Raw genomic sequence first — 24485 nt, 5'->3', positions numbered from 1 at the left:
GTGCGGATGTAAATGCAACTGATTGTCAGCAACGAGCGATTTAGTGGGATTTGCTCAAAAGTCTGGATGTAGAGGAGGGGCAAATATCAACAACTTTAAGTATTCGCGATACTCAACTTACTTCCATTGGGTATCGCGACTGTTTAGTTCGGCAACCTTTCTTTGCGGTACAGTTAGAAGGCTAGCCGTCGTACTACCAAGCGACAGAGTTTAGAATTGTGCTTTAAGAGTAAATGAAATATTGCGTTCCTCGCCGACATTGGCGGCTGTATATCCGCCGCTTGCCCAGTACTTCTCGTTAAAAAGGTTGTTGATGTTGCCGACAAGAGTCCAGATGTGATTTTGCATATCGAAATCGTAGCTAAAGCCAGTGTTGACCACCGTACGATTAGGTACCGTCAATAGGTTGTTGTCACTTGTGTAGGTGTCGTCAAAGTAACGAACCGCGCCGTGCATTGAGAGGCTTGGTATGCTCGGTATGTTGTAGTGTGCATTAGCAACGATCTGCAATTTGGGTGCGTTACCTGGCGTGTTTCCTTCAACGATGGCATTGGCTGCGGATACTTTGTCTATCGTGGCGTCGAGATAGATGGCACCCAGCCCCAAATTCAGGCTGTCGGTAACTTGGTAGGCGGTCGACAATTCGGCTCCTTGGTATTGGACCAGGCCATCTTGCGTGCGATAAAGATCATTACCTCTAACTACGTCCATTTGATTGGCGCGATCGATACTGAATATTGCTCCGCTATAGTCCCAATCATCTACTTGGCGCTTGAAGCCAATTTCGGTTTGCTTGGAAACGGTTGCATCCAACACTTCACCGGCATTGGTATAGCGGTCAGCCACACGACTGCCAGGCTCAAGCCCCTCAACATAACTAATATAGAGGCTGGTTTGCGGATCAGGTTTGTAGGTCAAAGCTAGTGTCGGGCTGAGTTCTCGAGTTCGGTAATCAGATTTATTGTGGTAGTCGGTGAAGCGCAAGCCAGCAATCGCCTGCCAACGCTCGTCAAAGTGAATTGTGTCGCTAACAAAAACGTTCCGCTGAACAATCTCAGGGCTTGCAGGATTGAGAGAGAAATCTGGCGTATGGTGTACCAAGTATCGCTGAGATTCATAGATGTTACCCATGAATTCATCCGATCTGTAGTTGAAGTTACTGTACTGGGTTTTGTTTCGTTGCAAGCCCAGACCGCCTACGATTTCATGCTTCACTCCAAACGCTGATAATGAGCCTTCGAGGATTGCTTGGGTGAAGAGCGTATTCAGCTGGCCGGCGAAATTATAGATTGCCCCACTGTAGTCGCCCTCTGAGTTCAGAAGGTCTGCAAACGCTTTATTCGAGCGATGATCCTTACGCGAAAAACCGAGCTGATAGCTCAACATCCATTGATCGCTAATCTGCCATTCAACACCTGTGGAAGCTAGTAGTGTTTCGGTCTTGTAGTAGGCGTTGTCGACGTTGATGTTGTCGTAGTTGTAGGTCACGGTTGGCAAGCGGTCACCGCTGCCAGCAACATCATAAGCGTCTAGATAAAGCTGGAAGGGCTCTCCTGTGTTTTTGCTGTCTTCATAAATTAGTGTAGTTTGCCACATCAGCGACGTGCCGAACTGCTTATCCAAGGCAAGCGATGCCACGCTACGATCAATCTCACTGGCGTTGTAGGCGGTACCTTGCTCCGTTGCGAAATTCGCGCGCAAGGCGAAGTTGTTACCTAGGTTTTGACTCGTATCCACATGGGCAGTAAATAACTGCGGATTACGGTAACCGATGAGCACGGAGGTTTCCGGAATTGTGGTCGGGCGTTTTAACTGGTAACTCAGCGCGCCACCAGGGGTTCCAAACCCGTACATGAAGCCAGTCAGCCCCTTGAGTGCTGATACGCTGTCTATCACCTCAGTGGGAAAGTCTCCGCCCCAGTTCAACATCAATGGAATACCGTCAATATAGTAATTGCGGACCCCAAGTCCACGGATTTGAGTGCCCCACCAATCAGTATTAAAAGAAGGGGTTGGTGTATATACCGAGGGATCGTTGAAGAAAATTTGGCCAATCGATTTGGCGCCGCGTTGATTTATTTCATTGTTGTCGACAACAGTGATGGAAAATGGAGTATCAAGTATTGGTTTGTTGCCAAGTGCACCGGAAGAATTGCTTTTATTCAAATAGGCTAAAGGACTCTGGGGGGTGGAATTGGGCGCGGCATCGGCACTTACTTTTACCGCTGGCAACATATTTACTTCCACCTGCACCACGGAATAGCTGCCATTCGACAGCGCCTGAGCTTGTAAACTGCTTCCTGCCAGCAGTCGATTAAGCGCGTCGCTAGCGTTAAAGTCGCCGCTCAAACCGCTGCTTTTTTGACCCCTCACTACATCTGGCGTAAATGAAACAGTGGTGCCAGTTTGTGTGGAAAATTGCACAAGCGCCGCTTCGAGTGAGCCGGCGGGGATAGAGAGTGACACTGTTTGCAGTGCCTTAATGTGGCTGGGTGATACGTTCGTTTGCGCTAGTGTAATTTGAGGTAGGGTTACAGCGGGCAGTAGCAGAGTAATACTCAGCGCTAGCGCAGCGGGGGTTGGCTTCATTAACTCAATTCCTCTTGGTCATTTTATGCGCTCGAAAAACGCTTCTATGTATCAAGTCGAATGAGAATCAAAATCAACAACCCCTTGAGCAAAAATAATTTTAATTCACTTGGGTCGGCCGCTTAAGCTAAATCAACTTTTACCCAGTAGCGGGTGAAGTAGTGAATTTGCACGGGCAGGGTATTGGCCAGATTGTCCAGCACAGCGCTGGTATCCTTGAGGTGAAAAGCACCAGAAATTCGTAGTTCGGCCGCAGCATGTTCACAGCTCAAGCGACCAGGTCGGTAGCGAGATAATTCTGCAAGAAACTGCGCCAAGGGCCAGTCGCTCACAATTAACAGTTGTTGTCGCCAAGCATCACTGTTGGCGGGTACAGGTTTAAGTGTATGAACCTGCCGCTGGGTAAATTCTAGTCGCTGGCCTGCATCTACTCGCGAGGAGCTATGTGGCGCGGCGGTTGGCTGGATTTCTACAGCGTGCTGATAAACATCTACCCGAGTTTGCTGGTCGTCATCTCGCACAGAAAAGCGGGTGCCCAAAGCGCGGATACTACCGTGACGGGTGCGGACGAAAAACGGGCGCTCGGCTACGTCTTTGCCTGTGGTAAGCAAAATTTCGCCACCGTGCAGTATGACTTCACGCTGGGTTTTGCTGTAGTTGATATCAACGTGGCTATCGGTATTGAGTACAAGTTCACCACCATCTGCCAAGGTGATAGTGCGCTGCTCGCCAGTGCTGGTGTGATATTGCGCGGTAAGTTTTTGAAAGCCCACTTGCTGTTGCCAAGCTAGGCCAGTGCCACCTGCCATTAATAATAGAGAGAGTGCTTTGATAGATTGCCGGCGACTCAGTCTAGCATTACGCAAGGTGCTGCTATTGCCGTCCACTCGGTTCAGAGTCTGTTGCAGTTTATCTACCCGAGCCCACGCTTGCTGGTGAAGAGGGTGGGCAAGTAGCCATTGCTCATGAGCGCGGTGGGTAGATTCGTCAGCGCCAGCGTCTTGTAAGTCTACATACCAAGTTGCGGCGGCTTCAATCACGGCGGGGCTAACACTGGTCATTAGTCGTCCTCAAGCAATAGCAGGCATTGGCTCATGGCACGAATAAAGTGTTTGCGCACGGTGTTAACAGAGATACCTAATTGCTGACTAATAGCCACAAAACTCAAACCGTCTATTTGTGCCAAAAGGAAAATTTCTCTAGGGCGCTCGCCCATGCCATCCAATAGGCGATCAATTTCCATCAGTGTTTCAATAATTTCGTGCCGAGCCGCCGGCGATATATCCACCGCCTCCGGTTGTAGCGCCAAGGTATCGACATAGGCGCGCTCAATACTGCGGCGGCGGTATAAATCGACCAAAAGATTACGAGCGATACTGCTGAGATAGGCGCGGGGACTTTGCGGTTGGGGTAAATAATCTTTTTGCAGAATCCGAATAAACGTGTCTTGAGCTAGATCGGCAGCCGTTTCTGAACAACCTAGACGCGAGCGCAGCCAATTATGCAGCCACCGATGATGGTTGCTGTACAGATTATAAATCTCAGTCTGTTGGGCTAACTCGATGCCTGACACGTACGGTTCCTGAAGGGTGGAATGAACTTAAATGAGAATGGATCTCATTATATATTGAGAAAGGAAATGAAAGCAAATTGTGATGTGCTCAGGGGGGGGAGTAGAGTGACACTGAAGACGCTGTAGTTAGGTTTTGCGCACATCAACCCAACATACGGACTACAACCGCCAGATAGGTTCTGGATCTTCTACAAAGCTAAAGCTCCAAGATTATATCTGATATAAAAAATCGTTTTTATGGGGATTTTGATGCAGTTCCCTCGATTATTTTTATTCATAAGTCTTCAATATTAATAACTATAAGTTGATGAAATAATTATTTATTTAACCACTTTAGCTGCGAAATATTCCTATATAGTTTGTCATCAAGTCACGTATTTAATTTCCACACTAATAACTTTAACTTCCCCTCTGCGACTATTTGTCGCAGAGATAAGTGCTCTGTATATTTGACTGGTTATTTAAAAAACTGTAGATTTCGCCGCGTTGCTGGAGTCTGATAATAGATTCCAAACAACGGGTTCCTGACACCTTTCTGGTTCGGGATTAAACGGGAAGTTGGTGTGTTTCTATTTCGATCAGAAACAAACCCAACACTGCCCCCGCAACGGTAAATGAGCGAGCCACTAGATTTGGCTCTAATACAAAACCACTCTGCCACTGTGCTTTAAGGCATGGGAAGGCGGTTTTGTTAAATGCTCATGAGTCCGGAGACCGGCCCGCTGTTATGCAAACGAACCACGGAGGGTGGTTGCGTTGGCGCCGGTCTTGCTAGTGCGTAGCTGTACTTCAATTTGTCCTGCCAATTTATCCTCTGTGGAATTTTAGAAAGTCTGATTACAGGCCGCTTAGTTCGGTTGTTCAGTGCTTTTCTTACTTTCATGCGCCCGGGGTTGGGCGTTTGAGGATTTACTATGAAATTATTTATTCTTACCCCTGTTATTGCTGTGGTGTCTACGCAATTTTCCTTTGTAATGGCAGACGAAGTACCAGCCAGTGATCAACAAAAAGTCACCGAACATATGCTGGTTACCGGTATTCAAGATGGCAAAAATCTCGCCTTGGATGAGTCATCTGGAACGGGTTCTCGCTTAGATATTTCCTTACGTGACCTTCCTGCTAGTGTGTCTGTTATTAGCCAAAATATGATTCAACAATACGGTGCCCGCACGGCAATGGAAGCAGTTGAAACAGCAGTGGGCATGACGGGCGGTACCGGTGTTGGTTCGATTCCAGGCTATTCAACTCGCGGTTTTAGCAGTAACGATATTACGATTCTGCGCGATGGCGTCCGCCAAAATACCAATTCACAGTCTGCACGCCCACTTGACAGTTTTATGTTCGAACAGGTCGAAGTATTGAAGGGGCCCGCATCATTGCTTCACGGCGAAGGCGCGGTGGGCGGGGCTATAAATTATGTTAGCAAAATGCCTACTCAAGCTTTTTCCGGCGAGGCTTTGATGAGCGCAGGGGTGTGGGATAATTACCGCACAGCGATTGGCGTAGGAGGCCCGACAGCAGTAAAGAACCTTTATTATCGCGCTGATATTTCCCATAACGAGAGCGGCGGATATGTGCACGGTAGTGAAGAAGTCTACGATGCAGCCGGCGGAAGCTTATTATGGCGGGCGAATGATGCCGCGAGATTTACCGTTAGCGCTAGCTATTTTGAAGATGATGTAAAAAGCTACTACGGCACACCAGTAGTGTATGACACCGTCATTAATATTGACGGTGAACAAGAAATACGGCCCGCCAACACCAGTACGGACAGGCTGGTTAACCCACGAATTGCTAAGGGAACACGCCGCGAGAATTATAATAATTTGGATAATTTTGCCCAGGCCGAAAATGCGTATGGTAGATTCATTAGCGAAATTAGCCTTTCTGACCATTGGGAAGTTCGCAATGAGCTGTATCTTGCGACACAGAAACTTGACTGGCGAAACACAGAGAAAACGGTTTGGAATCCCCAAACCAATATGGTGGACAGAAGTAGTTTTTTCTTAATTTACCGGGATGATACGCAAATTGGTAATCGACTAGATTTTCGATGGAAGGGTAATCTGTTTGGTCGTGAGAACCAGTTCGTAATTGGCACGCTATACGATCTCAATAATCAAAATCGCAATAGCGGACAGAGTTACCCCAATTCGCCAGACCCATCCAGTGTGAGTTTGCATAATATTGACCGAGGCTATGGGCCTGACGCGGAAGCGGAGAGGACCGCCAAAATAATTACCCAAAATACAGCAGTCTATTTTGAGAACGTGCTCGATTTTAGCGACCAACTAAAGTTAATTGGCGGCCTGCGTTACGACGCAATCGATGTTGAGCGCAAATCTTATACAGGTGCAGACAAATATAATAAAACCTATTACCCCGTTACTGGGCGTGTTGGGGCGGTTTATAGTCTAATGCCGGAACTAAATATATACGCGAGTTACAGCCGAGCTGCTCAGCCGGTATCTCAGTTAGTCAGTCTCGATGCTAGCAAAGATGAATTTAGTTTACAGAAAGGCGAGCAAATAGAAATCGGGACAAAAGCTAGTCTACTGAACGACAGCCTAGATATAACCATTGCGCTTTATGATATTGAGAAGAACGATATTTTAACTTCTGATGTTATTGATGGTATACGAATAAGCTCTCAGATAGGTGCTCAAGTATCTCAAGGTATTGAACTAGCGGCATCGTCACGCCTCCCGAATGACTGGCGCGTGGATGCTAACGTGGCGTGGAACTGGAAAGCGGAGTTTGATGAGTTTAATGAAAATCTAGGCACTGAAGTTATTTCTCGCACTGGAAATACTCCCACGAATGTTCCTGAGTGGGTGGCAGCCTTGTACGTGAATAAAGTACTTGGTAACTGGAAATTTAATAGCGGCGTGCGGCATGTAGGGGAGCGCGAGGCAAACAACAACAATGGAATTCAGCTAGCTTCCTACACCACCGTTGATGCAAGTGTTGCTTACCAATGGCAGCAATATACCTTCACTCTACGAGGTCGAAATCTTAGCGATGAAACTTACGCATCTTGGGCTTCGGGAGGTGGTTTGACCCAGCGATTAGCCGACCCACGCAGTGCGGAGTTGGGTGTTCATTACCGGTTTGCTGAATAATGCGCAATGTAATACACGATAGCAAAAAGGTGCTGAAATGGAAGTGGTGGAAACGTCAGCTGTTTTTATTACATCGCTGGTTGGGGGTTATTCTATGCCTATTCTTTTGTGCGTGGTTTATCAGCGGTATTTTCATGATGTATGTGGAATACCCGAACCTAACATTAAGTGAACGGTTCGCAGGGCAGCAGACCTTGGATTTTTCCTCGTCAAAGTACAGCGCCGCTGACGCTGTCGCGCAGTTAAGTGCAGAAGACTATCAATGTGTGGCTACGCCCTCGGAAACTCGCTGCGAAGCGGCTGCTGATCCAAAGGCGCCGGTTATCGCAAGTAAGATACGACTGGCTATGTTATTTGGCCGGCCGGTTTATTACATCCATATAGTCGGTAGCGATCAAGTACGTGCTGTCTATGCTGATACCGGAGAGCGGGTCAACAGGATACAGCCAGACTTAGCTGCGCGTATTGCGAGTGAGTTCTTTGCTCGTGGAAGCGGCAAAGCCATAACGGCGCGTTATATTGGTAACCCGCAAACAGATCAATGGACTTTGTCATCATCTTTAAATGCTCATCGGCCTTTACTGCACTTTGCTTTTAATGATTCCCAGCATACTGAACTCTATGTGTCATCGACCACCGGAGAAGTGGTCCGAGACAGCCATAGAATTGAGCGTGTGCTGAATTACTTTTCAGCGGTGACTCATTGGCTATATCCCACAGTACTGCGGAAATTTCCGGACCTGTGGGCATGGGCGGTAGACATTCTGTCAACGGCTGGCGTCGTACTTTCATTCACCGGATTGTGGATGGGTTGGCTGCGCTGGAAGCGCAAGCCCAAACCCGGTAAACCGTCTATTCCCTATCGTGGGATAATGCGGTGGCACTACATTACCGGAGTGCTATTTGGAACAGTAACACTGCTGTGGATTTTCAGCGGTTTGCTCTCGATGAACCCAGGCAAGCTTAATCCATCACGCTCTGCCTCAATATGGCAGCAACAACAATTCACCGGCGTAACTAGAGAGCTTGTTCCGGAAGATTTTTCTGCAATTGCGCCAAATTTTCCTAACTCAGTCGTCTCGGTTGAGCTTATTCATTTCGACACTCAAGCTGTGTATCAAGCTTGGCAAAGGGATGGCAGAGTGGTGCGCCTTAATAGCAATGGAGAAGTGCTACCAGCACCTGAGTTATCGCGATTAAAAACGATGGCGAGTACGCTACGGCCGAATGAGACGGTGACGAGATACACCATTCTTGAACAATACGACAGCTACTACTTCACACGCCATCCGGAAAGGGGTGGCAAGCCTCTGCCAATTTTACGGGTTGAATACAGCGACGCCGATCGTACATGGTTTCATATCAATTTAGTAACCGGTGAACTATTAGATAAAAGCACCACAGTAAATCGCCTGTATCGCTGGCTCTACAACGGCTTGCACTCATGGGATTATATTTGGCTATGGGAGCGACGTCCGTTGTGGGACATCGTCGTTATCAGCCTTTCATTGGGCGGGCTTAGCTTGTCTATACTAGGAGTTGTGGTGGGATGGCGGCGGTTAAAGCATAGTATCCGAATCTAGTGGCAATTGTCTTGACGCCAATATTTTTATGACGCGGTATTGAACAGTTTTTTCATTATCCTGAAACATACAATCCTTAAATAATATTTTGACTACTGGAGATATCTAATTCGCTCTTCAATTAATATCCGTCGAGGGTTAAGATGGATTACGGACTCCTAGTGAGTGTTAAATTGCCGAGCGTGCGACGTACCAGCCGTTGCTCTTGTTAAAAAGGTTTATACAATGCGCGTAAATATCATAGTTTTAGCTGGCCTCAGCATATTACTGCAGGCTTGCGCTGGAAGTAGGGCAAGTTATGAATCCTTAATAGAAACTAAAAACGATACTGCAGCCATTTATTTATCCGTTGGTGAAACCAAAGAAGTCTTATCCATTAGTAATGGTTTTCCAGGTTGGTGGGGTATTTACCCTGGTGTCACGTCAGTCTCGCCAGAAATTGCGAGCGTGAGCTGCAAGAAAAAGCGAAGCGCGATCCCTTTTCGATCACCTGGCGTCATAATTGGCGGTGAAGTATGTTATTTGACGGCGAATAGCCTAGGCGAGACATGGTTAATACATGGAAATAAACACACCATGGATATAACGAGCCCCAATTTGCCAGAGGATAAAATAAAGCTTGTTATTACTAAACCCGAATAAATAGTTTGTGTGGTAGAGATCACGCAAACTCGGTGATTATGCCGGAGGATGATGTTATCAAGGCACGAGACCTCGATTTCCCGCGTTGCTCCATTAACTCCCTTCAGGTAATAATTAGATGATTTACATTGGGCTAATGACACGCGTATCCACTCTTTATATTCTGCTTTCTCTTGTGTCATTCAGTCATGCTTTAGAACATTCCAGCCATAATTGGCAGTTGTCGGCACCGGGGCAAAAACCAATGGTGCTAAGTATTTCTCGCGGTCTAGATGAGCCGGGGATCATAATACTCAGCGCTGATGGCGACAACGTTTTTAAGAAACCAATAAATCGTGGCGAATTATTAGGTGCTTGTCTTAATAAAAAAACTCATTTCCCTAGTTTCATTATGACCGAAGTAATGGATGGGGTAGGGCTTGAGCAAGCCTATGCTCTCAGTAAAGAAAACACTTGGGAGCTAATAACACTTCCCAGTGTAGAGGGCATCTCAAACCCTAAGGAGATTACGGGCTGTTATAGGGCTACAAGTAATTGGCACATAAACAATGAAAAAATTAGTTGCGAGTGTGATTTTGATAAGCTTATCAAGCCGACGTCGGTGGCGAATCAATGGCGTGATGTGCTTGGAGATTATCAAACCGGCCTGTATCTAAATACATTAACAGCACAGCTTTCTCCAAAGAAAGTAGATGATACGGCCCAGATAGAACGACTCTTAGCACAAGCTCGCGCTAGCAAAGAAATTATTTTTGAGGAAGGTATAAAGGGAAATCAATGGGCCATTATCGAGCATAAAGAGGGTATCTACGGATCGTTTTCGATTGGAATACTTAAACAGAATAGCCAATGGTTAATTTGGTATTACGTGCTTGGAAATAGCAAATCTTTTAATGCGATCGATGATATCGAACACTCAAGTGGAAATATGCTTTCTGCCACGCTTTGTATTGAGGAGTGTGACTGGTGGGGACGATTGGCAAACGTTGATATTCGTCTTGATACACTAGAATTTGAGATAATTGATCGCGAATAAATATCAACTATCACTCTGTAATAGTGTGCGAATAACACACCACACTGAGACAAAAGGGGAGTTCGTGAACAATTGGACCAAGCTAAAATTGAAAGTAAGGCTGTGTTACTTACATTTTATGCCTAATAGTACGCCGATCACTGAATCTTGGGCAGCTAAAATACGTATCCAGCTTGAAATGGATGCTGCGCTAATTAAACAATTCCAAGATGCAAATAGAAAACAAAAGAAGTCATTCCATTGGGGTAATATCGGTTGGCAGATAGAAAATGCGGCATCCGAATGTGAATTAATACTAAGGTCATCTGACGCTGAAGACCTAGATCAATATATGGCCCGCGTTTTACCCGCCATTACGGATCTGGCGAGTAGCTATCGACTAAGTAACATCGATGAAAGCGGTTACGCCTTAGGCACTGTTCGTGAATTAGAGCAGGTATTAATTGAAAAATCACATCATGGAAAATAGTTGTTGGGTGGGTGTTTAATGGCAGATCGATACATAAAATAAATGGTGAGTAAAAATATGACGCTTATTAAAAGGGCATTTGCCGTAATTTTAGTTGCTTGGAGCGCCTCAGCATATCCTGCACTCGCTCCGTCGGCCCTCCATCTAAGGGATTTGGATACGATGGTTGATTTTATTCGTGAACACCAATTTGTCGCTATGACATTAGAAAACATCGATCTCTCATCGTTAACAGTTTTCTATAACAATAACTGTGAAGCGAAGTTCATACGAAAAAAGCCTAGCTTGTTAAACCTAGGACGGCCGGGTCCACAACCAAGAATAGCGTTTAAGAATAGTACTTGTGCACTGAATGAGGCGGGTGAAAGCTCCCATTAATAACTACCGATGTGCAGGGGATTGAAAGATTGTATTGCTGGATAGATTGTTTCCGATACTCTCCAGTATTGGAAATAGTGAGTGTGGGCTGCTATGATGGCATACAGCCACTTATATATGCAGATATCAGGATAAAACATGGCCATCCCTAAACCTGTCCCGTTGTACCCAACATACAAAGACCTTAAAGACGTAAAGATTGAGGAGTTTCCCGATCTAACTGCTTTGCTTACTAATTCCGATCAATGGAAACTTAAGGCATGGCGCTGGGGTCAGGAATTTTTAGCTTATATTGGCCGAAACAAATCTGAACATACTTACACGCGATTTCGTTCTGAGATCGAAAAGTTTCTGCTCTGGGCCTTTTTAATTAAAGACAAGCCCATCGACGAATACCGAAAATCTGACATTTTAGAATATACTGATTTTTGCTGGCGACCACCGTTAACGTGGATATGCCTATCTAATGTAGAGAAATTTCACCTTACAGGCGGCTTATACATCAGCAATCCTGAATGGGCGCCATTTAGATTGATGACAGCCAAAGGCGACAATTCAAAGCCTGACAAAAAGAAATATCACCCCTCGCAAGAAACCCTGCAAGCAACCTTCACCGCCGTGAATGCGTTTTACAAACATTTAACCGATGAAGAATACTGCTACGGCAACCCCGTACAAATAGCCAAAAAAGATTGCCGCTACTTAATTAGAGACGCTCAGGTTAAAGATGTAAAACGCTTAAGTGAAGACCAGTGGCAATTTCTTTTGCAGGTTGCCCATGCAATGGCTGATGAGGACTCAAGATACGAGCGCAGTTTGTTTCTTATTGCGTCTTTAAAAACCTTATTTCTTCGTATTTCTGAATATTCAGATCGCCCCGAATGGTCGCCAACAATGAGTCACTTTTGGAAGGATAATGAGAATAATTGGTGGCTTAAGATCTATGGTAAAGGCCGAAAAGTTCGCGATATTACCGTCCCACCGAGTTTTTTAGATTATTTGACGCGATATAGACTCTCTCGCGGCTTAAATAAATTACCGGTGACGGGTGAAAACCACCCTATTATCGAAAAAATCCGCGGTCGCGGCGGAATGACGGCGCGGCAGTTATCACGCCTGGTGCAAGAAGTGTTCGATCAGGCTTACGAGCAAATGAAAACGCGCTACGGTGAAGACAATGCTAGCAAATTCAAAGAAGCGACGACGCATTGGTTACGTCATACTGGCGCGAGCTTAGAGATTGAACGTGGCCGCGCTCTTAAAGATGTGTCTGAGGATTTAGGCCATGCCAGTATGTCCACCACCGATACGGTGTATGTGCAGACAGATGATAAAAAGCGGGCGGCTAGCGGTAAAGAACGCCCTGTATAACACTGTTTATATTGAAAAATAGCCGGTTTCTAGCACAAAACAAAAGCACAGATTAGGGCGCACACAGGCGCCCTTCTCTTTTAGTTCTGTGGTTTATCGTTCCGATGAAACCATTGATAAAGTATCGGAAGCACTAATAATGTCAGCAAGGTTGAAGAGATAATCCCACCAATCACAACCGTTGCTAATGGTCGCTGCACTTCGGCTCCGGTACCCGTATTTAATGCCATAGGGACAAACCCCAAACTCGCTACTAGCGCGGTCATGATAACCGGCCGTAGGCGCACCAAGGCGCCCTCTGTTACAGCCAGTAAAAGATCGCCGTTTTCCCGCCATAGTTCCCGAATGAAAGACACCATCACCAAACCGTTGAGTACCGCAACACCTGACAGCGCAATAAACCCAATACCAGCAGAAATTGACATGGGCATACCACGTATAAACAAGGCTAGCACGCCGCCGGTAAGCGCAAGTGGCACACCACTAAACACAATTAATGCGTCTTTCAGTGAACCAAAAGCCATAACTAGCAAGCCAATGATGAGCAACAAGGTAAGGGGAACAACGATAGATAATCGTTGAGTCGCAGACGTTAATTGCTCAAAAGTGCCACCATAGCCCAGCCAATATCCTGCTGGAACATCTACTTCATTATTAATTTTAAGCTTAACTTCCTCAACAAAGCTGCCAAGATCTCGGCCTCTAACATTGGCGGTAACAACCACGCGGCGCTTGCCATTTTCGCGACTAATTTGTGCAGGCGCGGGTGAGACATCTAGGGTGGCTATCTCTGACAAGGGTATATAGTCGCCGTTAGATAACGGCACTGGCAAGAAAGCAAGCTGGTCTATATCACGTCGCGTGGTTTCTGGTAATCGCACAATTAATTCAAATCGCCTATCACCTTCATACAATATTCCCGCACTCTCGCCACCAATTGCCGTAGCAACCCAGTTTTGTAGATCAGCTACGTTTAATCCATAGCGGCCTAGCGCTGTTCGCTTAGGAATTATAGATAAGGTCGGCAATCCAGTAACCTGCTCTACCCTAGCGTCGGCGGCGCCATCAATAGTGTTAATTGCCTGTAAAATATCGTTTGCAGTAGCAAGTAATTGACCTAGATCATCGCCAAAAACCTTAATCCCCAAATCGGCACGGACACCAGAAATTAATTCATTAAAACGCATTTGAATTGGCTGGGTAAATTCATAATTATTCCCCGGTATTTCTTCAATTGATTGCTCCAGCTCTGCAATAAACTCTTGCTTGGTTTTAGATCGCGTAGGCCAATCATTACGTGGTTTCAAGATAACAAAAGTATCTGCGACATTAGGTGGCATAGGGTCAGTCGCTACTTCGGCTGTTCCTATACGGGAAAATACCGTCGCTACTTCTGGAAAAGATTTAATACGCTCTTCTAGTAGGGTTTGCATTTCTACCGCTTGCTCCAGCCCTGTTCCAGGAATGCGCATAGCATGCAAGGCAACGTCGCCTTCATTTAATTGCGGGACGAATTCTGAACCCAAGGTAGTGGATAAATAAAGACAAAACACCACAAGACCACCGGCGCTACCAACAGTAAACCAGCGAAACTTTAAGGCAAACTGTAGAGCCGGCTTATAAGCACGTTTACCAGCGTCCATAACCACGCCTTCTTTTTCGCTAATATTTCCTTTTAAAAATACCGCGACAGCGGCGGGGACTATCGTCAAAGATAAAATCATGGCAGAAATTAAGGCCATCACCACCGTGGCGGCCATCGGATGGAACATTTTTCCTTCAACGCCGCTTAATGAAAAAATCGGAATATACACGACGGTGATGATGGCGACCCCAAATAAACTGGGACGAATCACTTCTGCGGTCGCGTCGTAAACCACATTCAAACGTTCACGCAACACTAATTGACCACTTTGTTGAGCTTGGGATAAACGGCGAATAGCGTTTTCAACAATGATCACGGCGCCGTCGACAATTAAGCCGAAATCCAATGCGCCTAAGCTCATTAAATTTGCAGAGACACCAGTTTTAACCATGCCGGTAATTGTCATTAACATAGCCAAGGGAATAACCGCAGCGGTAATCAGCGCCGCCCGTAAGTTACCTAACAATAAAAACAGTACGGCGACAACTAGCAGAGACCCTTCTAGTAGATTCTTGCTTACGGTAACAATGGCCTTGTCCACCAGAGTCGTTCGGTCATACACAGAGTGGGCAACAACGCCTTCTGGTAACGATGCCTGAATAACTGCCAATCGTTGGTCTACGTTTTTTGCAACAATTCGGGAGTTTTCACCTATCAGCATCATTGCGGTACCCAGTACCGTTTCAACGCCATCTTGAGTCGCGGCACCAGTGCGCAATTCCTTACCAATACCGATACTCGCGATGTCGCCAAGCTTTACGGGAATTGAGTTATTAGCAGTCACGGTAATATTGGCAATGTCTTCAATCGTCGCCAATTGGCCGGGGGAACGCACTAACAATTGTTGACCGTTGCGCTCTATATAGCCCGCGCCGCGATTGTCATTGTTGGCACGTAAAGCCGTTGCAACATCCGCAAAGCTAATATTGAATTGCAATAATTTCTGAACATCTGGGGTAATGTGATATTGCTTGTTATAGCCGCCAATACTGTTGATTTCGACTACGCCTTTTACCTGCGCCAGCTGCGGTTTAATAATCCAATCTTGAATTTCTCTTAACGCTGTCGCGTCATAAGGTTGACCATTGGCCTGCCGCGCGTTTGGCTCCGCTTGCACGGTATACATATATATTTCGCCAAGACCGGTAGAGATTGGCCCCATTTCGGGCTCTATTCCCACAGGCAGCACAGACTTCATTGCCGCAAGCTTGGTATTGATTAGATTCCTGGCAAAGTAAATATCCGTGCCCTCCTCAAAAACCACCGTCACTTGCGACAGTCCATAGCGTGACAATGAACGGGTATACGCAAGTTTTGGTAGCCCTGCCAAAGCGGTTTCCACCGGATAGGTAATCCGCTGTTCAGCTTCTAATGGCGAATAACCTGAGGCCGAGGTATTGATTTGTACTTGAACATTGGTGATATCAGGCACTGCATCTATTGCAAGGCGTTGATAGCTCAACACACCCACAACAATAATTAACAAAATACTGAATAACACCAGAACCCGCCGCGCAATTACGAGGCGTAATATTGCATCAATCATTTTACGCCCTCAGTGTTCGTGACTAGATTCAGACTTTTCGATATCTGCTTTGAGAAGATAGCTATTCGTCACTACATATTCCGTGTCAGCGGAAATGCCGGAAATAACTTCCACAAAGTCCGCATCACCGCGACCAAGCTCAAGTGGAATAAAGCGATAGACCTCAGCCTCTTTCACAAAGACTCCAAGCTTGTCATCTAGACTTTGTAGCGCCGCTTTTCTTACTGCCAAGATGGCGTCAACTTCATTAACAACTACATCGGCTTGAATCAATTGGCCTGGGAACCATACGCCGTCTGCATTGCTTACTCTTACGCGGGCAATACGATACGGAGACGACCCCTCGGCGGGTAATATATGGGCAATACGAGTTGCTAAGCTCTGATTGTCGGCACGGATATAGGCGCTTTGATCAGCCCGAAGTGAGATTTGTTGGGAGGGGAATACTCGCAATTCGGCCCACAAATAGTCTGTATTTGAAATTGATAGCAGTACTTGATCGCGTGCCATTTCACCCGCATTGGCGTGTCGCTGAATCACCGTGCCGCGAATAGGAGAACGAATTTCATAGTTCTTTAAACTTTCATTCGACTCCACTATTGCCAACTTATCGTTAGTGTTTACCTTGTCGCCAATATTCACTGCGACAGAATGAATAACTCCCGAAAAACGCGCGCGTATATGGCTAGTTTGTTCAGGGGCAGTTGTGAGCTTTCCGTAAAACCTAGCAGTTTGCTTAATTTTGTGCGCCCCTAGAACAGCGGTTTTAATACCGGCCCTAGACGCAATATCATCGTCTATAACAAGACTAAATTGCTCTTCATTTTCATCATGATGTTGGTGAGCCCCGTCTGCTAGAGCCATACTCGCTTGGCAAAATAGCAATGCCGTGAAGCTAACTATTAATCGTTGTTTCATTCTCATATCCTGAATTTTATACGCATATTGGCGAAAATTAATTTACTTACGCGGAGGCGTGAGCGGCTCTGCAATGAGCTGCTCTATCGTGGCTTGATTGAGCGAAGCAGCTGCCGCGTTTTCGATGAGCGCCTGCTTCGCATCGAGTAGCTCTCTTTGTGCGGTAATCCACTCCAAATAGCTGTAACGCCCAGTTTCATAGGCGTGCCGAGTCGCACGCAATGCCGCGCTCAGCTCTGGTAAGATGGTATTACGGTAAGCATCGGCCGCAGCAACGTGCTGCTGCCGCTGCGAGTAAGCCTCAAAAAGCTGAGTGTGTAGTTTTAACTGCGCTGAAGCCTGCTCAAATACAGCTTCGTTCTGTGCCGCTCGCGCAGATTTCACCGCGCCCTTATTACGCTTTCCGCTAAATAAGGGAATAGACAGGCCGGCAACAAATGCGGTTTCATCGCTATTTTCAAATTGCCGAACACCCAGCCGCCAATTAACATCCGATCTCGATTGGGTTTTTATCAGCGCCAACTCCGCATCGTTGATGCGCGCCTCGCTTGCGAAGACGGCTATCGCCGGTGAAGACTGAGCTTGCTTATATAACTCTTTATAACTAGCTACCTCGCGGAAGTAATAAAGATCACCTTCAAGCAATGTCCACACTGGATCTGTTTCACCCCAATACGCCGCCAGCTTTATCAATCCGCGCTGGTGTTCCAAGCGCAATGAATTTAGTCGTAAATTCGCTTGAGCAAGCGCCGCACTCGCGCGCCTAACTTCGTAATCAGGTGCGGCACCTTGTTTAGCTCGATTCTTAAGCACCGCAAGCGTGTTAACCGCCAAATCATGCGCTTCTTGCGCAAGCGCTATATATTCCTGAATGGTAAGTGTTTGAATAAAGTCCCGTGTTAGGCCCCCTAAAACATCTAAGGTAGCAGCCTGCCGATGGTATTCCATGGCCTGTAACTTGGAGTCTGCCAGTATTGTTCTGGCCCCGCGCTTACTTCCTAGCTCAATAACTGATGACAAGGCTAGCGTCAGCTCTGCATTTTGAGTGGAAGAAAAATCGCCGCTGCCGGCAAAGTTTTCCAGCTCAATGTCGACATTCATTCTGGGGCGTAGCTCACTACTTTCACGCCTGCCAACTAGCCCCTCTTTTTTGGGCTCAAACTGGTGGAGCTGTGGATTATTAGCCAAGGTACTTGCCGTCGCTTTAGCTAGCGACAGCGACGTATTGCTAGCATACGCTGGTAACGACGCAAGACTAAAAGATGCGAAAGAAATAAGTAGGCAACGACGAACAGTCGTACCCGAAGGACGGAAAAAACGCATAGTAAACCCTGCAAAATGAAATCAAAAACCGAAAATATACGGCTGCTTCTTTGGGCAAGACTTAGGCTATTGGAGGGCGATAAAGCGAGTTGCTAATTTGCGAGGAATAATGCGGATGGTAGTTATATACAGCGTTTGTTTGGTTACACACACCAGTGATGAGATCAGAAGGAGGGATGGCTGAGGCTGTAACACAGTGACAATGGCAGCAGTGATGGCAGTCGAGAGAATCACTTGCAGAGGTATCCATACTGTTTAGTTCAATTTCGTGAATATGCTCTGCTACTGCTTTGTGTTGGTCATCGGCTTGATGGTATTGATGCATATCAGCAAGAGCCGCCAAAGATTGCAGCATTATGATGATAATCAAAAAACAGCGTAAACTTGCGCTTCGCACCTGACCCAAACCCTAACGATGTTGAAGGGCCTTAGTCTATTGGAATTGAGAGAAAGGTCAAGCTGATTACCGAACTCCCACAAGGCCACATAAACGGCGAACATGATACGTCTAGGTAAATACCTAGTAATGTTAACGCAGTCCTGTTTTCAAAAATGAATTTGCGTACACTGGCCGTCGTTTTTATCTGCGTAAATCACAAGGTAGACAAGGTCATTTAATGAAACGCCCCGTAAACGCCAACTTTCCCGCTAGTGATGAAGACCAAGCACTGCTAAGCGAGATCACGCACCTGCCACTTAGGCCTGTGCTGATAATGGGTTTACACCGTTCAGGCACCACCTTTCTCTACGACTGCGTGGCAAAATCATTTCCAGTTGCACATTTAAGTCTTTATCACCTTCTCTATTTTGACAGACTGCTCAGTAATAATGCGAATGGTCAGGAGCAAGGCGATAAAGACCTCCTCAATCGCTATTTTTTAGCCAGAGGCATTAGTGATAGAAACATAGACGGCACTCATATAGACGCCGATGCTGTTGAGGAATATGGATTTTTACTTAGAAAGAAAAGCGGTACTTTTAAATTAGCCGACAAGAACGCTGTCGTATTTACACGCTTGTGTCAGAAATTATTGGCGGTTCAAAAGAACACACATGCCGTATTACTCAAAAATCCGTGGGATACCGGCAACGCAAAAAATATTCTCAAACACGCACCAGAAGCGCGTTTTATATATATTTCCCGTGAGCCAATTGCCGTTCTAAATAGTATGTTAAACGCCCTACTTTCTTATTTAGAAGGGCCGCAAGACTACCTTGAAATATTATTGGACAATGGCCACGGCCGCAGCGCGTATCGCACTGGCTATATTGCGTGGCTGGGATTAAGAGCCTTAAGAACATTAATAGGTCGCAACAATTGCGCACGTCTTTTTCGTCGCCTATTAGCCAAAGACGTCGCGCGTCAGGTTACAGTCTATAAAACGGAGATAGCAGCTCTACCAAGTAACCGCGCTATTGAAATAGATTACAACTCATTAATAGCAGACCCTGCGGCGACCATGCAGTCATTACAAAGGCTCTTGGACTTGCCGATTAGCTCGACTCAAGAAAACATTGAGGTTAAGCGCAGCCGTAATTTGAATCCGATGTTAATGAACTACGAACCAGTTCTGAATAAACTCATTTCAAAAGCCAATTTAGGACTTTAATCCAGGCACATAATCTACGTGTGCCAATTCTTCTCCGACACATCACTTTTTACTCAACATGAAAATGAAAACATTTCTGGCTGGGTATCGTTTCCTGCCGAATCAATTTTGTTTTACTTACATCTCTTCTCAGCCCATAAAATTAGATTTCACTTCGATTAAATCGACATTCATTAATTGCTATGTCACACAGCACTACTACACATAATTTATAAATGAGCACTGCACACCTAATTAGATGTGTGTATTACTGGCAAAAAACTAGGCATTTCTATGTCTCGAATACCTATTCATGAGTACTATGTCACACTATAGTGACGGTACAAATACGTATCATGGTTCCGCAGCCAGTAGCATTAAGACGGAAGGTCTATTGGGATATGCTCGGGCTGTACAGTATTTTTAATCATTCAATTTGCAAGCGTATTTGCATTTTGAAAAGTAAAAAATATTGCCCTATCAAAGCATGTATAGCTGTCTCTATTCTGACAATCCGCATCTGCCCTGCCGCAGTAATATTACTGCAACATAGCAAATTTTTAATTTGCACCGCGATTTTTTTGAAAACACACTGCTATCGAGATTAGTCTAATGACCGAAAGTACCGCCGCTAAATCACGCTCTACGGTAGCGCTTGTCAAGCAATCAAATGGATATGCATCGCTTGATGAACAGGCATATGAAGATCTCAAGGAGCAACGGGGCTATACAAGCTTCAACGGACTAATTTCGCCAGAGACCAAATCTCTACCCTTGGCCCAAGCGCAGCGCGGTTTATGGTTTGGCGAAAAAATTGGCCCCAAAGATGCAATTTATAATATTGCGGAATATTGCGAAATTCTTGGCGATATAAAGACAGATATTTTCATTGCTGCAATCAAACAAATAACCCAAGAAGCAGAGACAACTCGGCTTGAGATTCACGACACAGATGACGGGCCTAGGCAAATAATTCTAGACCGCTACAAAGGTGAATTTCCGGTGATAGACCTGAGCGAGGCCGATGACCCTCGTGCAGAAGCGGAAGAATGGATGATGGCAGAACTCCGGCGGCCAGTTGATCTCGCCTGTGATCCGTTATGGCGTTGTGCTCTTTTTAAAATTAGCGACAAGTGCTATTTCTGGTATCAGCGCAGTCATCACCTTGTACTTGACGGCTTTGGTGCCGGTATTATCTCACGGCGCTGCGCCGATATTTATAACGCCTTACTTGAACACCGCGACATTGGCCCCAGCCCATTTTTGCCTTTAAATGTTCAACATCAACACGAGCAAAACTACCGTGATTCTGCTCGGTATGAGCGTGATCGTAGTTACTGGATGAGTCAACTGAGCGCCCTACCAGAACCCGTTTCATTAACACGCCACAATGCGGTGCGTGCGGGCGGAATGCGCAGAAGTACCGCTCAGCTATCTATAGACACTAGCAACACGCTGCGTAATTTAGGTAAAGACACTCAGGCGAGTTTACCTCAAATATTAATTAGCTTATTTGCAGCTTATATATACCGCATGACCGGGTCTGACGATTTGGTATTTGGTATGCCAGTGTCTGCCCGCGCCAATCGCGATATGCGCAGCGTTCCTGGCATGATGGCCAATGCGGTATCAATTCGTTTGGCCATGAATGCGGAGCTAAATTTAAATACCTTAACGGCTCAGGTCTCAAAAATAGTTAGGCAGTCGCTGCGACATCAGATGTTTCGCTATGAAGATCTGCGCCGAGAACTTGGCTTATTAGGCCAAGGGCAGCAAATTTCTTGGGTCGGTGTAAATATAGAACCCTTCGATTATGATCTGCGATTTGGCGGTCATAAATGCCTCGCGCACAATGTGTCTAATGGCACCGTCGAAGACTTAACCGTATTTATCTATGATCGTGGCGGCAAAGCGGGTTTGCGTATAGATTTAGATGCTAATCCTGCGTTGTACACCCAACATGAGTTAGATATCCATCGAGAACGCTTTGTACGGCTTATCGATGCGGTATTAAACGATCCAACAGCTCCGATTGGTCAAATAACGTTACTGTCTGAATCTGAAAAAAGTCTTATCTTAGATGAATGGAATCGCACCGCCCGGCCGCTACCAGATACCAATTTATTAGTATTATTTGACAATCAAGCTCTCAAAACTCCAGATGCCATCGCCCTAACAAGTGGAGATAAAAAACTCACATATCGACAGCTACAGCAGAATATTGATCAACTAAGCCAAGAATTACTGAAGCGTAATATCGGCACCGGCGATATTGTTGCGGTTGCGCTACCCCGCGATGAATCTATGCCAACAGCTCTACTCGCTATCATGAAAACCGGTGCAGCCTATTTACCACTAGACCCCACTGCGCCCGCCGAACGCCTAGCCTTGGTAGTCGATGAAGGTCGACCTACGCTAACGCTGTCCACCTCAACAGTCAGTAGCACGTTGTTTAACAAGGATATCGCTGTACTGAATTTAGATACTATAGATGTAAGCAAAACTAATACTGACACTAGACTTAGTCCCGCGCCTATAAACCGTAATACTACTGCTTATGTTATTTACACATCGGGATCAACCGGACGCCCAAAAGGCGTTGAAATTAGCCACAGTGGTTTACTGAATTTTTTATTAGCAATGCAAGATGAATTGCAAATTCGCCCCACTGATAAATTGTTAGCCTTAACCACCGTCGCATTTGATATTGCCGCCCTTGAGCTGTATTTACCACTCATTAGTGGCGCCGAAGTGGTGATCTCGAATCGCGACATAGCAAAAGACCCTGCAAAACTTGCCGCGCTCATTAACGATGAGAAAATTAGCGTAATGCAAGCGACACCGTCGCATTGGCAAGCATTACTGGCAGATCATGCCAACCAACTTAGTAATGTACGACCGCTCGTAGGTGGCGAAGCATTACCCGCGCAACTCGCCCACAAAATGCGGAAATTAGGCCACCCGGTTATTAATCTTTACGGGCCGACTGAAACCACAATTTGGTCTACCATCATGAAGCTAGATGGCGCCGATCTAGATTCTCCTCCAATTGGTCGCCCGATCCAAAACACCACGGTATATGTGCTAGATCAAGCAATGCAGCCAGTATCCTTAGGCGCAATTGGCGAGTTGTATATCGGCGGTGCCGGTCTAGCAAAAGGCTACTTACATCGCCCAGAACTTACCGCAGAGCGGTTTATTAAAAACCCACTTGGTGATGGTCGCCTGTATAAAACCGGCGATTTAGCACGTTGGCGTGCAGACGGTGTTTTGGATTATTTGGGCCGTAATGACTTCCAAATTAAAATTCGGGGCTTTCGCATAGAAGCAGAAGATGTAGAAGCCAATATTCAACGCTGCGATGGCGTAAAGCAGGCCGTCGTCACCCTCCGCGAAGACCCGCGCGGCGAGAAAAAGCTCGTAGCACATATTGTTCCGAGTACATTAGAGAATGGCGATAACGCAAAAATTGACGCTACGATGCTTCGTAAACGCCTTGAGAAAAGTTTACCGGACTATATGATTCCATCGGTGTTCATGTGTGTTGACACACTACCTACCAACGTCAATGGCAAGCTTGATCGCAACGCCCTACCCGCGCCGGCGTGGCAAGTCTCACTTGCTTATGTTGCACCACGTACGGCATTAGAGACCCAACTCGCGACCTTGTGGTGTGAGATTTTTGAGCTTGAACGTATCGGCGTCCACGATAGCTTTTTTGACTTGGGTGGCGATTCGTTGACCGCCGCGAGAATGGTCTCGCGTTTACGTGAGTCACTAAAACAAGATATTCCTCTCGCAGCCATCTTTGAAACCAGCACGATTGCAGAACTTGCAGCGCAACTAGAGCACCATCAATCTGTTGATCCCTTGGGAATGATGTTACCGCTTAAGTCATCTGGCACCGCAAGCCCACTATTCTGTATTCATCCGGTAATTGGCTTAAGTTGGGCCTACAGTGGTTTAACTCGGTATCTCGACAGCGAGCAAAAACTCTATGGCCTGCAAGCCAGAGGTTTAACGGCAGAATATCAACAAGACGGCATTGCAAGCTTACCCAAGAGCATTTCAGAAATGGCATGCGAATATATTGAGCAGCTGCGTCGCGTGCAGCCATCTGGGCCTTATAAACTATTGGGCTGGTCTTTAGGTGGACTAGTTGCACACGAAATCGCACGGCGTTTAGAGGCTGAAGGTGAAGAAATACGTTATTTAGCCGTGCTAGATTCCTACCCATATGTACAAGGACCAGCGCAGCTAGCAGATGAAGCGCAATTAGTGCAAAGCGCCTTAAATTTTATGGGCCTAGCCTCGGACTCATTGCCTCAAGGCGAAGAAAATATGGCCAATCTAACCGAGCTTTTGTGCCGCGAATATGACATTCACAACCTACCATTTGTGAAGGAAATGCAGCAAAGCAACGGTAATATTATTGAGAACGTTAGGCAGATTATCGAGAACAATCTCGTCATTTCCCGACAATTTACACCAGGAAAAATCAACGCGGCGATGTTGTTTATTGCCGCAACTGAAACCACAGAAACCGAAATGGGTGATCTATTACATAACAGCGCTGACATTTGGCAAGACCATGTTGGCCAGCTCACAGTTCATAGCGTGGACTGCCATCACCAAAAAATGTTCGACGCAGCTGCGCTAGAGCAAATTGGCCCCGTAATCGCCGACTCACTTAGAACATAA

General features: G+C 46.1%; 14 protein-coding genes and 1 riboswitch. Of the genes, 8 read left to right on the top strand and 6 right to left on the bottom strand.

Features of this window, described 5'->3' with window-relative positions; translation table 11 throughout:
* Nucleotides 1-210 precede the first annotated feature (210 nt).
* The 3 genes from GVJ32_RS17290 to GVJ32_RS17280 form a co-directional block, all read right to left on the bottom strand.
* Nucleotides 211-2466, bottom strand: a complete 2256-nt coding sequence (locus tag GVJ32_RS17290; protein WP_159241326.1) for a TonB-dependent siderophore receptor — start codon at nucleotides 2464-2466, stop codon at nucleotides 211-213.
* Nucleotides 2467-2711: 245 nt separating this feature from the next.
* Nucleotides 2712-3650 carry a FecR domain-containing protein gene (locus tag GVJ32_RS17285; RefSeq protein WP_159241325.1) on the bottom strand — a complete coding sequence of 313 codons (939 nt, stop codon included), beginning with the start codon at nucleotides 3648-3650 and terminating at the stop codon, nucleotides 2712-2714.
* Entirely contained in the window at nucleotides 3650-4162 is a 513-nt protein-coding gene (locus GVJ32_RS17280; RefSeq protein WP_159241324.1) for a sigma-70 family RNA polymerase sigma factor, read from the bottom strand. Before GVJ32_RS17280 ends, GVJ32_RS17285 begins: the two co-directional genes overlap by 1 nt.
* A gap of 501 nt (nucleotides 4163-4663) precedes the next feature.
* A riboswitch (cobalamin riboswitch) is annotated at nucleotides 4664-4899 on the top strand.
* 177 nt (nucleotides 4900-5076) lie between these two features.
* Between GVJ32_RS17280 and GVJ32_RS17275 the strand changes: the two genes are divergently transcribed.
* From GVJ32_RS17275 to GVJ32_RS17250, 6 genes are all read left to right on the top strand, one after another.
* Nucleotides 5077-7284, top strand: coding sequence for a TonB-dependent receptor (locus GVJ32_RS17275; RefSeq protein WP_159241323.1), 2208 nt, complete (start codon nucleotides 5077-5079; stop codon nucleotides 7282-7284).
* Nucleotides 7284-8867 carry a PepSY domain-containing protein gene (locus GVJ32_RS17270; RefSeq protein WP_159241322.1) on the top strand — a complete coding sequence of 528 codons (1584 nt, stop codon included), beginning with the start codon at nucleotides 7284-7286 and terminating at the stop codon, nucleotides 8865-8867. The genes GVJ32_RS17275 and GVJ32_RS17270 overlap by 1 nt, the downstream gene beginning before the upstream one ends.
* Before the next feature lie 225 nt (nucleotides 8868-9092).
* On the top strand, nucleotides 9093-9509 hold the full coding sequence (locus GVJ32_RS17265) for a hypothetical protein (protein WP_159241321.1): 417 nt from the start codon (nucleotides 9093-9095) through the stop codon (nucleotides 9507-9509).
* A 118-nt stretch (nucleotides 9510-9627) separates the two neighbouring features.
* A complete protein-coding gene (locus GVJ32_RS17260) occupies nucleotides 9628-10545 on the top strand; it encodes a hypothetical protein (protein WP_159241320.1) in 918 nt (305 codons plus the stop codon).
* A 64-nt stretch (nucleotides 10546-10609) separates the two neighbouring features.
* A complete protein-coding gene (locus tag GVJ32_RS17255; RefSeq protein ID WP_159241319.1) occupies nucleotides 10610-11014 on the top strand; it encodes a hypothetical protein in 405 nt (134 codons plus the stop codon).
* Nucleotides 11015-11530: 516 nt separating this feature from the next.
* A complete protein-coding gene (locus tag GVJ32_RS17250; RefSeq protein ID WP_159241318.1) occupies nucleotides 11531-12763 on the top strand; it encodes a tyrosine-type recombinase/integrase in 1233 nt (410 codons plus the stop codon).
* An 80-nt stretch (nucleotides 12764-12843) separates the two neighbouring features.
* Here GVJ32_RS17250 and GVJ32_RS17245 read toward each other — a convergent pair whose 3' ends face one another.
* From GVJ32_RS17245 to GVJ32_RS17235, 3 genes are read right to left on the bottom strand one after another with little or no spacing between them, the layout of a single operon-like run.
* The gene (locus tag GVJ32_RS17245; protein WP_159241317.1) at nucleotides 12844-15954 is read right to left on the bottom strand and encodes an efflux RND transporter permease subunit; all 3111 of its coding nucleotides are present in this window, start codon (nucleotides 15952-15954) and stop codon (nucleotides 12844-12846) included.
* A 9-nt stretch (nucleotides 15955-15963) separates the two neighbouring features.
* The gene (locus tag GVJ32_RS17240; protein ID WP_159241316.1) at nucleotides 15964-16872 is read right to left on the bottom strand and encodes an efflux RND transporter periplasmic adaptor subunit; all 909 of its coding nucleotides are present in this window, start codon (nucleotides 16870-16872) and stop codon (nucleotides 15964-15966) included.
* Between the two features lie 42 nt (nucleotides 16873-16914).
* Complete coding sequence (locus tag GVJ32_RS17235; protein WP_159241315.1) at nucleotides 16915-18195, bottom strand: TolC family protein; 1281 nt, start codon at nucleotides 18193-18195, stop codon at nucleotides 16915-16917.
* A 617-nt stretch (nucleotides 18196-18812) separates the two neighbouring features.
* Between GVJ32_RS17235 and GVJ32_RS17230 the strand changes: the two genes are divergently transcribed.
* Nucleotides 18813-19805, top strand: a complete 993-nt coding sequence (locus tag GVJ32_RS17230) for a sulfotransferase (protein ID WP_159241314.1) — start codon at nucleotides 18813-18815, stop codon at nucleotides 19803-19805.
* A 591-nt stretch (nucleotides 19806-20396) separates the two neighbouring features.
* Nucleotides 20397-24485 carry a non-ribosomal peptide synthetase gene (locus tag GVJ32_RS17225; protein WP_159241313.1) on the top strand — a complete coding sequence of 1363 codons (4089 nt, stop codon included), beginning with the start codon at nucleotides 20397-20399 and terminating at the stop codon, nucleotides 24483-24485.

Origin of the sequence: Zhongshania aliphaticivorans (genome assembly GCF_902705855.1) — a bacterium.
GTDB lineage: Bacteria > Pseudomonadota > Gammaproteobacteria > Pseudomonadales > Spongiibacteraceae > Spongiibacter > Spongiibacter aliphaticivorans_B.
The sequence above is the reverse complement of the archived record's forward strand: the minus strand, read 5'-3'. Positions and strand labels throughout refer to the sequence as shown.